This window comes from Epibacterium sp. ABZ3_068 (genome assembly GCF_056159265.1).
On record NZ_JBSWUV010000001.1, the window covers coordinates 2,507,700 to 2,522,864 of the forward strand.

At 58.2% G+C, this 15,165-nt stretch carries 12 protein-coding genes; 11 read left to right on the forward strand and 1 reads right to left on the reverse strand.

Annotated features, from left to right (window positions below; translation table 11 throughout):
• Positions 1-28: 28 nt before the first annotated feature.
• Positions 29-997: an agmatinase gene (gene speB, locus ACXAEW_RS11965; RefSeq protein WP_474941524.1), complete on the forward strand. Its 969-nt coding sequence runs from the start codon at positions 29-31 to the stop codon at positions 995-997.
• Positions 998-1,044: 47 nt separating this feature from the next.
• On the opposite strand, the gene ACXAEW_RS11970 is transcribed toward speB, so the two are convergent.
• Positions 1,045-3,291, reverse strand: a complete 2,247-nt coding sequence (locus ACXAEW_RS11970) for a molybdopterin-dependent oxidoreductase (RefSeq protein ID WP_474941525.1) — start codon at positions 3,289-3,291, stop codon at positions 1,045-1,047.
• A 364-nt stretch (positions 3,292-3,655) separates the two neighbouring features.
• Here ACXAEW_RS11970 and ACXAEW_RS11975 point away from each other — a divergent pair, with 364 nt between their 5' ends.
• The 10 genes from ACXAEW_RS11975 (at position 3,656) to ACXAEW_RS12020 (ending at position 15,069) form a co-directional block, all read left to right on the forward strand.
• Positions 3,656-5,185, forward strand: coding sequence for a calcium-binding protein (locus ACXAEW_RS11975; RefSeq protein ID WP_474941526.1), 1,530 nt, complete (start codon positions 3,656-3,658; stop codon positions 5,183-5,185).
• A 171-nt stretch (positions 5,186-5,356) separates the two neighbouring features.
• Complete coding sequence (bioB, locus tag ACXAEW_RS11980) at positions 5,357-6,334, forward strand: biotin synthase BioB (RefSeq protein ID WP_474941527.1); 978 nt, start codon at positions 5,357-5,359, stop codon at positions 6,332-6,334.
• On the forward strand, positions 6,334-7,473 hold the full coding sequence (locus tag ACXAEW_RS11985) for an 8-amino-7-oxononanoate synthase (protein WP_474941528.1): 1,140 nt from the start codon (positions 6,334-6,336) through the stop codon (positions 7,471-7,473). The genes bioB and ACXAEW_RS11985 overlap by 1 nt, the downstream gene beginning before the upstream one ends.
• Positions 7,470-8,105, forward strand: a complete 636-nt coding sequence (bioD, locus tag ACXAEW_RS11990) for a dethiobiotin synthase (protein WP_474941529.1) — start codon at positions 7,470-7,472, stop codon at positions 8,103-8,105. Before ACXAEW_RS11985 ends, bioD begins: the two co-directional genes overlap by 4 nt.
• Complete coding sequence (bioA, locus tag ACXAEW_RS11995) at positions 8,102-9,394, forward strand: adenosylmethionine--8-amino-7-oxononanoate transaminase (RefSeq protein ID WP_474941530.1); 1,293 nt, start codon at positions 8,102-8,104, stop codon at positions 9,392-9,394. Before bioD ends, bioA begins: the two co-directional genes overlap by 4 nt.
• Positions 9,395-10,012, forward strand: a complete 618-nt coding sequence (locus ACXAEW_RS12000; protein WP_474941531.1) for a pimeloyl-ACP methyl esterase BioG family protein — start codon at positions 9,395-9,397, stop codon at positions 10,010-10,012. It abuts the gene before it with no gap.
• On the forward strand, positions 10,009-10,797 hold the full coding sequence (locus ACXAEW_RS12005) for a methyltransferase domain-containing protein (protein ID WP_474941532.1): 789 nt from the start codon (positions 10,009-10,011) through the stop codon (positions 10,795-10,797). Before ACXAEW_RS12000 ends, ACXAEW_RS12005 begins: the two co-directional genes overlap by 4 nt.
• A gap of 216 nt (positions 10,798-11,013) precedes the next feature.
• Positions 11,014-11,970 carry an ABC transporter substrate-binding protein gene (locus ACXAEW_RS12010; RefSeq protein WP_474941533.1) on the forward strand — a complete coding sequence of 319 codons (957 nt, stop codon included), beginning with the start codon at positions 11,014-11,016 and terminating at the stop codon, positions 11,968-11,970.
• Positions 11,971-11,980: 10 nt separating this feature from the next.
• Positions 11,981-13,033: a quaternary amine ABC transporter ATP-binding protein gene (locus ACXAEW_RS12015; protein WP_474941534.1), complete on the forward strand. Its 1,053-nt coding sequence runs from the start codon at positions 11,981-11,983 to the stop codon at positions 13,031-13,033.
• Positions 13,030-15,069: an ABC transporter permease gene (locus tag ACXAEW_RS12020; RefSeq protein ID WP_474941535.1), complete on the forward strand. Its 2,040-nt coding sequence runs from the start codon at positions 13,030-13,032 to the stop codon at positions 15,067-15,069. The genes ACXAEW_RS12015 and ACXAEW_RS12020 overlap by 4 nt, the downstream gene beginning before the upstream one ends.
• The last annotated feature ends 96 nt before the right edge of the window (positions 15,070-15,165 follow it).

Sequence of the window (15,165 nt, forward strand, 5' to 3'; positions counted from 1 at the left end):
CCGCCATTCAGCATAAAGGAACAAAGTGATGTCTTCCCACGGTTATGACACTGGACGTCTGAACCTGCCCTTTGTCGGGCTGCCGACCTTTGGCAAGGCGCCTTATGTTCCGGACTGGGATCAGATTGATGCAGATGTGGCGGTCTTGGGGGCCCCGTTTGATTTCGGGGCGCAGTACCGGTCCGGGGCGCGGTTTGGCCCGCGCGCAGTGCGTGAGGCTTCAACCTTGTTCAGCTTTGGTCATGCCGGTGCATATGATCATGAGGATGATGCAACCTATCTTGGCAAGGATGTGCGGATCGTGGACCTTGGGGATGCAGATATCATCCATACCAAAACCGAGGAGAGCCATGCCAATATCGCCCTTGGCGTGCACAAGATCCTCAAAGCCGGTGCGTTGCCGGTGACAATCGGTGGCGATCACTCGGTAAACATTCCTTGTATCAATGCCTTTGCCGATGATTGTGCTGAAAACGGCCTCATTCATGTAATCCAGATTGATGCGCATCTCGATTTTGTGGATGAACGGCACGGGGTGACAGCGGGGCATGGCAATCCCATGCGACGCGCCATAGAAAAAGAATATGTCTCAGGCATGACCCAGCTTGGCATCCGTAATGTCTCCTCCACCGCAAAGGACGGGTATGAGGACGCCCGCGCCCGTGGATCCGATATTCTGTCAGTCCGGCAAGTTCGCAGGTTGGGAACCGAAGCCGTGCTGGCACGTATTCCGGAAGGTGCGCGATATTATGTGACCATCGATATTGACGCCTTTTGCCCCTCAATTGCAGCCGGAACAGGCACGCCCAGCCATGGGGGATTTCTTTACTATGAGGTTCTTGAAATTCTTCAGGGCCTCAGCAAAAGAGGGGGCGTGGTCGGGATCGACCTCGTCGAGGTGGCGCCGGCCTATGACCCTTCCGAGAGCACCCAGATCCTGGCCGCGCAGTTGCTGTTGAATTTCCTTGGCTTCATTTTTCACAACCGCCGGTCCTGAGAGCGCACCTTGAAACCGCGTAGGGTGCGCGGGGCCGGAGGCGGTCGCTAGTCCAGCCGTTTGACGTCCACCAGTGCCGTATGCGCGGAACAGCCCTGACCCAGCCTTGAGGTGCCGATGTCCTTGGTCAGCACGTTTGGATTGCCGTGCGGGTCCAATGCGACGCCGGGCTTGCCGTACCAGGCGCCGGTAGGCAGGGCGACGACGCCGGGGGTGATGTCTGTGCTGACCACTGCGCGTGCGCGACATGCCCCCCGTTTGTTGAATACCTGGAGCAGCGTGCCGGTTGTTATCCCACGCGGCTCAGCGTCCGCCGGGTGGATCACAAGCCGTACGGGCCGCGCATCCGGTTCATCGGCAAGGGCCGCCTCAAGCTGGCTGTGCAGCTTGTCACCGGGCTGGGGGGAGACCATGTGCAACGGTGTCTCTTGTGTTGCGGCCCCTGGCCACTCAGACGGTGGCATCCAGACAGGGTGGCCCGGGCAGTCATCATACCCAAACCCGTCGATCGTGTCGGAAAAGATCTCGATCCGACCGGAGGGGGTTGCAAGTGGCGCGCCCTCTGGATCCTGACGAAAGCGTGTCAGGAACGCCGGCGGCGCTTTTTCTTGGGCGTTGGGCAGCTTGCCCCAGTTTTGCTCCTTTAGCTGCTGAAAGCTTGGAACGTCGATCCCGCGTTCCTGAGCGTCCTGTTCAAAGCCGCTGTAAAGATGGTCAAGCCACTGTCGGGTGTCGCGTCCTTCGGTAAACTTGGCTCCCGCATCCATCCGTTCGGCTAGGCCGGCGAAAATATCATAGTCATCACGCGCCTCACCGACTGGAGGAATGAGCTGCGGCATGTGGAACATGTAATTATCCAGATCGCTGCGTCCGATGTCTTCACGTTCATATGGGGTGGTGGCCGGAAAGACGATGTCGGCGCGCTGGGCAGTGGCTGTCCACCACGGTTCGTTGACGATGATTGTGTCCGGGCGTTGCCAGGCTTCGTGCAGGCGGTTCAGATCCTGATGGTGATGGAAGGGGTTGCCGCCTGCCCAATAAATCAGGCGGATACCCGGATAGGGTCCGCGTTTTCCATTGAAGTCATACTGCTCACCCGGATGCAGCAGCATATCCGCAATGCGCGCCACGGGGATTACGGTGTCGACCGGGTTTTCACCTTGGGGCAGGGTCGCGCCACGTGGGCCGTTTACGGATTTACCGATGCTGCCAATTGCGCCATACCCGTAACCGACACCGCCGCCGGGCAGGCCGATCTGCCCGAGCATGGCCGCCAGAACCGCGCTCATCCAATAGGGTTGCTCCCCGTGTTCACCGCGCTGCAGAGACCAGGCGACGGTGATTAATGTGCGGGTTTCCGACATATGCCGTGCCAGCGCCCGAATGTCTTCGGCGGGAACGCCACACAGGTGTTCTGCCCATTTCGGCGTTTTCGGCTGGCCATCACTGTCTCCGATCAAATAGGGGCGAAACCGGTCATAACCCACGGTATAGCGGTTGAGGAAATCGTAGTTGGTGCGCCCCTCGTCTTCGAGCACATAGGCCAGCGCAAGCATCAGTGCAGTATCTGAACCGGGACGGCAGGGGATCCATTCACATCCTTCGGGCGCGTCGGTGCGCTGTGGCCCGATGTTGATCCGCCTGATCCCTTTGGTGGCGAACCTGTCGAACCAGCTTTCGGTCACATGCTCAGTGATCCCCCCCATCGAGACCTGGCTGTTCTTGGGGTTTATCCCACCAAACATAACAAGAGTTTTTGTATTGTCATGGATGGTCTGCCAGCTGTCTTGCGAGTCGTAGGTGTATTTGAGGAAAGATACGCCGAACACATGGGGCATGATCGACTGTGCACAGCCGGTTGAATAGCTGCCAAATGATTTTACATAGCCGCCGATGGAGTTCAGGAACCGGTGCACCTGGCTTTGAGCGTGGTGAAATCGCCCCGCTGAAGACCACCCGTAGGAGCCGCCAAAGATCGCCTCGTTCCCGTGCGTCGTTCGTACCCGGTCGATTTCCGCAGCCGTGATGTCCAAGGCCTCGTCCCAGGGCAGTTCGACAAAATCACCGGTTCCCCGGCCGCTGCGTTCCCGCGTCTCAAGCCATGCGCGCCGGAATGAGGGGCGTGCAACACGGGAAGAATGATGCACGGCCTTTGCGAGGATATGGGCAATCTGCGGCGGGCTTGGATCCTGCGAGAACGGGCGCGCTGCAACGATACGGTTATGCTCAACATCCACTTCCATCGCACCCCAATGGCTGGAGGTTATCCGTGTTTTGGTTTCAGCTGACGACATAGGCAAATTCCCGAGGTTCCTGAGCGCAAAGCATAAAGGCGCAGTTTGGTTCCTAAACATATAGGTTCAATTGTCGCCATGAAAAAAGCGCGCTGGACGGCGCATCCAGAGTTGAATGGCGCGAATTTGGGAGCAGACCCTCCGCATCCGCGCCTCGGCGGCGTCTCGTCAGAAAAGGGATGTTTTGAATGTCGGGCCACTGAGAAAAGCCGCTTTTCGGTGTTGTGCGAGACGTGTGACATGCAATTTGCATTGCTTTTGTGATGTTGACGGTAACGCAAACTTGTTCGGGTTTCGAATTCCAGATTAACAATTTGTTAAGAGCGCTGACGCCCTTCTGGCTTCACTTTTTAGGAGGGGCGTTATGTCTACTGAAAATGAATCTGAAACAGTTTTGTTTAACGAATTTCGGTTTTTGAACTCTGTGGTCGACCAGATTATTGGCGACAACGGTGGGAATTTCCTTGTTGGAGGGGCTGGCAATGACACGATCTTTGGCCTTGGTGCCAATGATTACTTGTCCGGTGGCTATGGCGCTGACGACGACGTTCTGATTGGCGGAGAGGGCCGCGATACGTTTGCCGGTGAACTTGGCGATGGATACGGTTTTGGCAATGATACCGTCGCGGACTTTGGTGCGGATGATAACAATCTCAGCGCTTTTAATTACGGTAGCGCGCCGGTCACTATCGATCTCAGCTTTGATGGCACCAATTCCTACCTGATCTTTGCGCAGGGCACAGATGCTGAAAGCACGTTTACGCTGCAAAACTACCTGGTCGACAGTGGCTCCATCACCGGGGCTATTTTTCCGGGGGCGGAGTTTAACCTCACAAGCTTTGCAGACGGCGTCGTGTCAGATGACATTATCATCGGTACACTCAGCATTGAGAGCCTGTTTGGCTATGCCGGTGATGACGAGCTGATTGCGAACAACGGGCTGGACTATCTGTTTGGTGGTGCGGGCAATGACACATTGTTGGGGTCGAACGCTGGTCATGACCGATTGTTTGGTGAGGCCGGAAATGATCAACTGGTCGGCGGCCATGGGCGCGACTTCCTGGATGGAGGTCAGGGCAATGACGTGCTGAGCGGTCGTGGCGGAGATGACCGTTTTGAATTTGTCCAAGGTCAGGATGACTATGGTGCGCGCGGCTGGGGCTTTGGCCACGATACTGTGACGGATTTCGATGGCGAAGATCAGTTGACCGTGTTCAACTATGGCGTCGAACCGGTCACTGTTTCGGCCAGCTTTGCCGGCACGGACACGATCCTCACCTTCTCCGAAGGCACGGCGTTGGAAAGCTCAATCACCTTGCAGAACTACTTTGTCGCGCCTTACCAATTGCCGGCCGGTGGCGCATTTGATTTTGAGTTCTCTTTCCAGGGACATCAAAGCGGCATCGTGTCAAACGATGTCCTTCTGAGCACTTCTGCAAATGGCTTTGTGGTCAGCGCCGCGGCAGGAGATGACACTGTCTATGGCGGCGGCAGCGCGGATTACCTCTATGGTGATCAGGGCGATGATGCGCTTTTTGGGGGCAGCAGCCGCGATGTTCTGGCGGGTGGAATTGGTGACGATTACCTCCAGGGGGACGCGGGCGCGGATTTCTTTGACTTTGACGTCTTTGCGCTGGACGGGCATGAAATCGGTTTTGGGTCTGACGTGATCGGCGATTTTGAAGCGGGTGATCTGGTCTCCATTTACCTCAGCGGTTTGATCTCTGTTGCAATAGATCTGTCCCAGGATGGTGCGGATTCTGTTCTGACAGTGGGTGGGGGAACCGCCTATGAAAGTCAGATCCGGTTCCGGGACTATGCGTTGGAGGCCAATGACATTGAAGTGCAGAACGGCTTCATCTCCATTCTGGGGCAGGATGATTACCTATACTGACCTCGCGTTGTAGAACCTGCGGTCGGCAGAAAGTTTGCCGGCCGTTTCTATGCTTGTGTGTTCCAGCGGAAAAAGGAGGCTTGATCGCCAGGCGCTTTTTTATCTATGAAACTAAAAGCGCGCCGCCAATGCGGTGAATTTTTATAGATAAAATGGCCCGAGGAGATCCTGATGCTGGACGCAGCCCCCATTCGCACCGACTGGACGCGTGAGGAAGCCGAGACAATCTACAACCAGCCCTTTATGGATCTGCTGTTTCAGGCGCAGACTGTGCACCGTGAACATTTCGACCCGAACCAGGTTCAGATGTCCAAGCTGTTGTCGATCAAGACAGGCGGCTGTCCAGAGGATTGCGCCTATTGTTCGCAGTCGGCGCGCAACGGGGCAAAGCTGTCTGCGGCGAAGCTGATCGAGGTGGAGCGCGTGATTTCTGAGGCCAAAAAGGCCAAAGAGGCAGGCGCAACCCGTTACTGCATGGGTGCAGCCTGGCGCTCGCCCAAGGATCGCGACATGGATGCACTTGAAGCGATGATCCACGGGGTCAAAGAGTTGGGTATGGAAACCTGCATGACGCTTGGCATGCTGGACGACACTCAGGTGTTTCGTCTGCGCGACGCAGGTCTGGATTACTACAATCATAACATCGACACATCCGAGCGTTATTACAAAGAGATCATCACAACGCGCACCTTTGCGGATCGGATCGAGACTCTGAACCGCGTGCGCGAGGCAGGCATGAAAGTCTGCGCCGGTGGGATTGTTGGCATGGGCGAACAGCAGATGGACCGCATCGACATGTTGCTCGCATTGGCCACATTGGACGAGCACCCCGATTCCGTGCCGGTGAACCAGTTGATCCCAATTGCGGATACCCCCTTGGCCGATGTTGAAAAGCTGGACCCGATCGAATTCGTTCGCACCATCGCGCTGGCGCGGATCCTGATGCCTAAATCCCATGTGCGCCTGTCTGCGGGCCGGACCGAGATGAGTGATGAGATGCAGGCCATGTGTTTCTTTGCGGGGGCCAATTCGATCTTTGTCGGGGATACACTGCTGACAGCGGATAACCCCGAAGAGGATAACGACAAGGCGCTGTTCACCCGACTGGGCATCACTGCGATGGCGGCGGGCTGCGACGGCAGCCGCTGATGGCGGATCTCTTCGCGCGGCACAGTCATGCGTTGGATCGTCTGAAAGAACGCGGGCGGTATCGTCAGCTTTTGCCGCGCGCAGGCCATGATTTTGCGTCCAACGATTACTTGGGGCTGGCGGACAGCGATGTGCTGCGCGCCGCCGCGGCGGATGCGATTGCGCGGGGTGTTCCGGTCGGGGCTGGGGGCGCGCGCCTTCTGCGCGGGAACGCCCATGAACACGCCTGTTTGGAAGAAGACGCAGAAGCGTTTTTTGGAACCGAGGCGGCGCTTTTTATGGGCGGCGGGTTTAATGCCAATCTGGCGATTTTTTCCAGTTTGCCGCAGCAGGGGGATCTGGTGCTTTATGACGCGCTGATCCACGCCAGCACCCACGATGGGATGCGGTTGGGCCGTGCTGAGGCCCGCGCCTTTGCCCATAGCGATGTGCAGGCCGTGGCAGATGCGATCCGGGATTGGCGGGCCGAAGGTGGTTCGGGGCGTGTTTGGATCGCGGTTGAGGCGGTCTATTCCATGGATGGCGACAAGGCTCCGATTGCGGATCTGTTTCAGCTGGCACAAGAGCATGACGCCATTCTCGTTGTGGACGAGGCGCATTCCACCGGTGTCATGGGCGCAGGCGGGCGCGGTTTGGCGCACGCGGTGGCCCATCACCCCAATGTCCTGTCGCTACACACTTGTGGCAAGTCGCTGGGCGTTTCGGGCGCACTGATCTGTGGTGCACGGGTTTTGGTTGAGACATTGATCAACAAGGCGCGCGCCTTCATCTATGCCACGGCGCCGTCACCTTTGAATGCGGCGCTGGTGCGGGCCGCGCTTCGGGAGGTGGCAGAGAACAACGATCTGCGCCGCCGCGCGTGCGAAACGGTCGACCATGCCCACCGGGAGGCCGCGCGGCTTTGTGGGCTTGGCGGCTTTCAGACCCAGATCATGCCGGTGGTTATCGGCGGCGACACGCCGACCATGGCGCTTGCTGCCGCATTGCAGGAGATCGGCTATGACATTCGGGGAATCCGTCCGCCGACAGTGCCACGCGGCACCTCGCGCCTGCGGCTGTCCATCACGCTCAACACCAGTGCCGCCGTCATTTCATCGATGTTTTCTGATCTGGCGCGCCTACGTCAGGAGGTCCAATGAACAGTCTGGTCATCACGGGAACGGATACGGGCATCGGAAAGACGATTGTCTCGGCCGGTTTGACCCGCGCGCTGCGGGCAACCTATTGGAAGCCAGTGCAATCCGGTCTTGAAGAGGAAACCGACAGTGAGATCGTCGCGCGCCTGTCCGGTCGCCCTGTGCTGCCAGAGGCCTACCGCCTTGATCTGCCTGCGTCGCCGCATTTGTCTGCCGAGGCAGAAAATGTCGAGATCGACCCAGCGCGCCTGTCCTTGCCAGAGGGTGAGGGGCCTTTTGTTGTGGAAGGGGCGGGGGGCCTATTGGTGCCTTTGAATCGGCGCATGCTCTATCTTGATCTGTTTGCGCAATGGCAGGCCCCGGTGGTTTTATGCGCCCGGACCATGCTGGGAACGATCAATCACAGTCTTCTGTCGGTGCGCGCCCTGCGCGACGCGCGCGTGCCTGTGGTGGGGATTGTCTTTGTCGGCGAGCCTGCTGCGGATGTAGAGGCGACCATTTGCGACTTTGGCGATGTGGCGCATCTGGGGCGTCTGCCCATGTTGGATAGCATCACACCGGATACGCTTGAGGCTGCAACTGCAAGCGCGCTGGATGTCGATCGGATCCGGCAAAGTCTGGAGAATGTGTCATGAGCGACCTGACCCAGCTTGAGTTTGATCAACAGCACCTCTGGCATCCCTATACAAACGTTACCAAACCGGGCCCGACGTTTGTGGTCAAGGAAGCAGAAGGCGTCCATCTGACACTTGATGACGGCACCCAGCTTATTGATGCCATGTCTTCGTGGTGGTGCATGATGCATGGCCATCGTCACCCGACAATCACCGCGGCGATGCATGATCAGCTGGACCGCTTGCCCCATGTGATGTTTGGCGGTCTGACCCATGATCCGGCAATCGATCTGGGGCGCAAACTGCTGGAAATTACGCCGAAATCGCTTAACCGGATTTTTTATTGCGACAGCGGGTCCGTCTCTGTCGAAGTGGCGATGAAGATGGCGGTGCAATACCAGCACGCGTTGGGCCATCCCGGGCGCAGCGAATTTGCCACCATCCGATCCGGGTATCACGGTGACACCTGGAAGGCGATGAGCGTCTGTGACCCTGACACCGGTATGCACCATCTGTTCCAGGGCGCGCTGAGTGTGCAGCATTTTGTGTCCAGGCCGCCGGTGGCTCTGGGGCGGGAGTGGCGTGAAGATCCTGCGCAAAACGGGCTGGCTCAGCTGCGTCAAACCTTGGAAGCCGGGCAGAACAAGATTGCCGCGCTGATCCTTGAACCGGTCGTGCAAGGCACCGGAGGCATGTATTTCTATCACCCAGAGTACCTCAATAAGGCGCGCGCGTTATGTGATGAACTGGGGATCCTGCTGATCTTTGATGAGATTGCTACAGGTTTTGGTCGCACCGGAGCCCTGTTTGCCACCGACTTCTGTAAGGTCGAGCCGGATATCATCTGCCTTGGCAAAGGGTTGACGGGCGGACATATCTCTTTTGCCTGTACCATGACCAATGATCGGGTGGCCAATGGGGTCGGCGGTGGCAATCCTGGCATCTTTATGCATGGTCCGACCTATATGGCCAACCCTTTGGCCTGCGCGGCCGCCAAGGCGGCGCTGGATGTGCTCACAGGACAGGATTGGCAGAGCCGCGTTGCAGGGCTTGCGGCACAGATGGCAGAAGACCTTGCACCCGCCCGCGATCTGCCGAATGTGGCCGATGTTCGCGTCTTGGGCGGGATTGGAGTGATCGAGATGACGCATCGTGTCAGTGCGGACGAAGCCCATGCACGCGCCAAAGAGATGGGCGTCTTTCTGCGTCCTTTTGGCAAGAATATCTATACGATGCCGCCCTTTATCACCACAGCCGAACAGCTGAGCCAGATCACCCAAGGTATGCTGCGCTTGGCGCGGGAGCTTTAGGTGAAGGGGCGCTGGCTCCATAAGGCTGACCGGGCAGAGGCCGTTGTGGTCTTTGGCGGCTGGGCTGTGGGGGCTGCGCCGTTTTTGGATCTGGCTGCGGATCGGGATGTCTATTTCCTGGATGATTACCGGGATCTGGACGCGGATCTTCCGGATCTGAGCTGTTACGACAGCGTTGACCTTGTGGCCTGGTCCTTTGGCGTAGCTGCCTATGGGCACTGGCAAGTTGGACGTCACGACCCCTTTGCGCGCAAAGCGGCCCTGTGCGGCAGTCTTGCACCTGTGTCTCGGCGCTGTGGTATTCCTCCGCTGGCCTATCGGCGCACGGTGGAGGGGCTCAGCCAGGCCAGTTTTCAGCAGTTTCAGGAGCGGGTGTTCGGCGTGCGCCAGCCAGAAACAGGGATTGTTGTCGACGACCTTCGGGCCGAGTTGATCGCTGTCGAGAACCGGGGGGACGCGCCTATGGTGACATTTGATCGCGTATGGGTGGCCGAGCGTGATCTGATCTTTCCACTGCAAAACATGTTGCGGGCATGGGCGGAGCAGGACCCCAAAGTTCTGGACGCCCCCCACGCTCCCTTTGCGCATTTCCCGGATTGGGAGGCGTTTTGGGCATGAGGGATCATCCCAATCAGCAAGACAGCCGGAAAAGGCTGCGCGAGAGCTTTGGTCGGGGGCTGTCCACCTATCACGACGCGGCCATTGCGCAAAAACAGATCGCCAAAACCCTGGTGGCCCATCTTTTTAAGGCCCGCGGTGGGGCTGCATTTGAGCGTGTTTTTGAATTCGGCTGCGGCACAGGCCATCTGACACAGGCACTTCTGGATCGCGCAACGGTTCGCGACCTGACACTGAATGATCTGGTGGCTGACGCCGAGAGGCCGGTTCGATCCATTGGCCAAGCCCATTGTTCCAATGTTCAGTTTCTCCCCGGTGCGGTTGAGCAGCTGACCTTGACGGATGCGCAGGATCTGGTGATGTCGGCCTCCACGCTCCAATGGGTCCAGGACGGACCAAGGACGCTGGACCGAATTGGCCGTGCTGTTGCGCCGGGCGGCTGGATGGCTTTGTCGAGTTTTGGAACAGCGCATTTTAAAGAGCTGGTACGACTTGGCTCGGATGCGGCGGCGCCGAACTATTCGGATGCGGATACACTGGCAGGCTGGCTGCCAAAGGGGTTTGAACTCATGACCCTGAACCAAGCCCCCATCGTGTTGAATTTTGATACCGCGCAGCAGGTGTTGCGGCATCTGCGCGACACAGGTGTCAACGCACGCTCCGGGCAGCAGTGGAGCAAGGGAAAGCTGGTCGCCTTTGAAGAGAGATACCGCGCTCTGTTTGGAGAAAACGGCCGTTTGCCGCTGACCTATGACACGGTTTGGCTGATTGCGCGCAAAGTTTAAGCGCACGCGCCGCGGAAATCTTCAAACCAATCATTAGAAAATTGATCCTTCGTTTAAGAAGTTTCCCGCTTTTGTGTTTTGGGGTCGCATTCCCGCGCTGAAGTGTCGTAATTTCGTTGGGGAATGTGCGCGGATCCGGCGCAGGCTGATTGCCATAAGGCAAAGGTCGACAGGGTCGGCTGCATGAAATGCCAAATAACGCAGGGAGATTTTATGATGATGCGTACCACTTTCGCAGCGACTTTGGGGGCATTGACGGTTGCAGGCATGGCCTCGGCCGCTGATCTGGGTGCCGTGGATAAGCCGATCAAACTGGCCGTCAACGAATGGACCGGGCAGCATGTCACCACTCATATTGCAGGTGAGATGCTGAAAGCCGCAGGATATGAGGTTGAATTTGTCGCCGCAGGCATGATGAACCAGTTTCAGGCCATCGCAGATGGTGACATCCATGCCACACTTGAGATCTGGTCTTCGAACGTCTCTGACGAATACGCGGTGAAAGTCGAAGAAGGCACCGTGGTTGAACTGGGTGATCTGGAGTTGGCCGCCAAAGAAGGCATTGCCTACCCAGCTCACGTTGCAGAACTCTGCCCAGGCCTGCCGGCATGGGAAGCGCTCAAAGCCTGCGCGCCGCTGTTTGCAACGGCTGAAACTTTGCCGGCGGGACGGCTTGTGGACTATCCTGCGGATTGGGGCACTCCGGGTGCAGATCGGATGACCGGTCTGGAACTGCCTTTCAAAGCGGTACCTGCTGGGTCCGAGGCTGCCCTGATTGTGGAACTGAAAGCCGCAACCGAGCGGAAAACACCTTTGCTGATCACGTTCTGGCAGCCGCACTGGGCGATGTCCGCTTATGATGTGAAATTCGTGGACCTGCCTGCAGGCGAAGACGCATGTTTTAATGATCCATCCTGGGGGCCGAACCCGAACGCGGTCAACGATTGCGACTTCTCTCCTTCACGCATCTTCAAGGCGGGGTGGTCCGGTCTGGCAGAAACATGGCCTGCAGCTTACGAGATCCTGTCGAATTACACCCTGGCGGTTGAAGACCAGCAGCCAATGATGGGTGCGGTTGATGTGGACGGCGGCAAGGTTGAAGAAGTTGTCGCAGCTTGGATGGCGGAAAATGAATCCAAGTGGCGCCCAGTTGTTGACTCTGCGGTCAAGTGAGCCTGACACCGTGACGGATGAACAGAAAAACGCAATCACCTGCCAGAATGTCTGGCAGGTGTTTGGTCCAGGGGCAGAGCAGGCCCTGAGCGATGCGCTCTCCCAACACCAAACCTCTGCCGCCGCTGCGGATGCCTTGCGCGCAAAAGGTCTGGTTCCGGCGGTGCAGGACGCGAACTTCGAGGTCAAAGAAGGCGAACTCTTCGTCATCATGGGGCTTTCGGGGTCGGGTAAATCGACGCTCATTCGCTGCATCTCACGTCTTCTGGATGCTTCCCATGGTCAGATCCTGATCGAAGGGGAAGACATCGTGGCAGCCAGCTCCAAGCGGCTGATCGAAATGCGCCGCAACAAGCTGGGTATGGTGTTCCAGCACTTTGGCCTGTTTCCCCATATGACGGTTGTTGACAATGTGGCCTATCCGCTGCGCGTGCAGGGTGTGCGCCGCAAAGAGCGTGAGGCCAAGGCGCGCGAGGTCATCAATCTTGTTGGGCTGGACGGGCGCGAAAACCGCTTCCCCCGTGAGCTGTCCGGGGGGCAGCGTCAACGTGTCGGGATTGCACGGTCGCTGGTTGGGGATTGTTCTGTCTGGTTCCTGGATGAGCCGTTTTCGGCGCTTGATCCGCTGATCCGGCGACAGCTGCAGGACGAGTTCCTGCAAATTCAGGCAAAGTTGAAAACCACCATTGTGTTTATCACGCATGACATAAACGAGGCCCTGAAACTGGCCGACCGTATCGCGATTATGCGCGATGGTAAGATTGTCCAGATCGGCACCCCGTCCGAGATCGTGTTGAACCCGGTTGATGATTACGTGCGCGAGTTCTCCAAGGACGTTGCCAAGGGACAGCACGCCAAGGTTGCCTCGGTCATGGCAAGTGGCAACGGCATGGTGCATGGGGCCGATGATCCGGGGCTGCGCGCTGATATGACGCTTGATGCGGCTTTGGCCCGCTGCATGGAATTGTATGAACCCGTACCTGTGCGGGATGCGGAAGGCGGTCTGGTTGGTGTGGTGAACCCATCTGATCTGGCGGCGGCGTTGCAGGTGGAGCGCACATGACTATCCAGGTCACGACGGGTGTAAAGGCCGCAGCTCTGGCTGTGGTTGTTGGGGCGTTGTGTCTGGCCCTGGAGGGCGTGCTGCCGTGGATCTCGGTCTATCCCAAAGTCTGGCAACTGCCGATGACGGATTGGGTTGGCTCTGGAGTTGGGGCTGTTCTGGCGGCGATCAAGCCGGTTGCGCGCAGTTTCTCCACGCTTATGTCCTATCCGACGGATTGGGTAAAAGCCGTGCTGACGGCGACGCCATGGCCGTTGATTGTCGGTTGCGTCTTGGCCTTGGGGTGGCGTACCGGCGGCTGGAAAATGCTGGCACTGGCTACGGCCGGCATGGGGTTTGTGCTGGCCTCCGGATATTGGCAGGAAGGTATGAACACGCTGGCATTGGTTGCTGTTTCCGTTCCCCTGGCCCTTTTGATGGGGGCGGCGATCGGAATCCTTGCCAACGAATGTCCACGCCTGCGCGCCCCGGTTGAGGCGGTCTTGGATGTGATGCAAACGGTGCCGACCTTCGCCTATCTCACCCCGCTGTTGGTGTTGTTTGGCTTTGGTCCGGTGGTGGGGCTCGTTGCATCTGCGATCTACGCTGCACCTCCGATGGCGCGGAACGTGCTTTTGGGACTGCAGCGGATTGAGCCCGAGATCAAAGAGGCCGCAATTATGGCGGGCGGCACCCGCCGACAGCAGCTGTTTCAAGTGGAACTGCCCGCGGCTGCAACCCAGATCATGGTTGGTGTAAACCAATGTCTGATGGCCGCCCTGTCGATGGTCATTATCGCAGCCGTGATTGGCGGTTTCAACGACATTGGCTGGGAAGTCCTGCTGACCATGCGCAAGGGATGGTTTGGGCAAAGCCTGATGGCGGGCATGGTGATTGTTGTCTTCGCCATTCTGATCGACCGCATGAGCGCGACGCTCGCCCAGGACCGTCTGCCGCAATATGATGCCAAGCTCGGCTGGGCCCTGATCTCGTTGGGGGCCGTGGTGTCGGCCGTTTTTTATGGCGATGTTGTGGTATCCCCGGATGAAACGCTGCTTTCTCCGGTCTCGCAGGCGCTGGATAGCGGGCTGACCGCTTTTACCACGGGCAATGCCGAAGCCCTGACAGCCTTCAAGAACAACGCGCTGTTTTATGTGCTTCTGCCGCTTCGGATCGGATTTGATCAGGCGGTGCTGCCCTTTACCTGGGGATTTGCCTGGACCCCCGCCATGAGCCTTTGGCTCTTTGGAGCGGCCGGCATTGGGGCGCTTGCCTTGGTGGTCTCAGGGCGGGTTATGGCGGCATTGCTGCTTCTGGTTTTTGTCGGCACATTGGAAACGGGCGTTTCGCAACTTCCGTGGCCCTTTGTGCTGGTGGCAGCTGGTGGCTTGGGGTGGAGCGCAGGCGGAGGCCGGTTGGCCGCGCTGGTTGTGGTGCTTCTGGCGTCCATTCTTGTGGCGGGGCTTTGGGATCGTGCGCTTTTGTCGCTTTATCTTTCGGGTGTATCCGTTCTGGCCTGCGCTGTGATCGGAGGTATGACCGGCCTGATCTGTGCGATCTGGACTCCGGCCTGGCGGGTGGTGCAGCCTATCTGTGACATGCTGCAGACGATCCCGTTGTTCGTCTTTCTGATCCCAATCCTGATGGTGTTTCAGATTGGCGAGTTTTCGGCCTTTCTGGCGATCATCGCTTACGCAATTGTGCCGATGATCCGCTATACCCGGCAGGGGTTGGTGGAAACTCCGGATGAGATGATCGAAGGTGCAACCGCATCGGGCGCCACCAAATGGCAGATGCTTTGGCACGTGCGCGCGCCCTATGCGATGCCGTCTATCCTTCTGGGGCTAAATCAGACGATCCTTTATGCCTTTGCGATGCTGGTGATTGCCGCGCTGATCGGCACCACGGGGTTGGGGCAGTCGATCTATCTCGCGTTGAACAAGGCGGACGTCGGACTGGGACTGTCTGCCGGGGCTGCGATGGCAATTCTGGCCTTTGTGGCAGATCGGATTGTGCAGGGGTTTGCCAGTGAGCGGCGTCGCGCACTGGGACTATAGATCAATCAGAGGGCGCTTTGTCGCGCCCTCTGGCGACTCTTTGAATGTGTTGCTAGCCTGACAAAGCGCTACGCATATACCAAAGAGACAAGGATC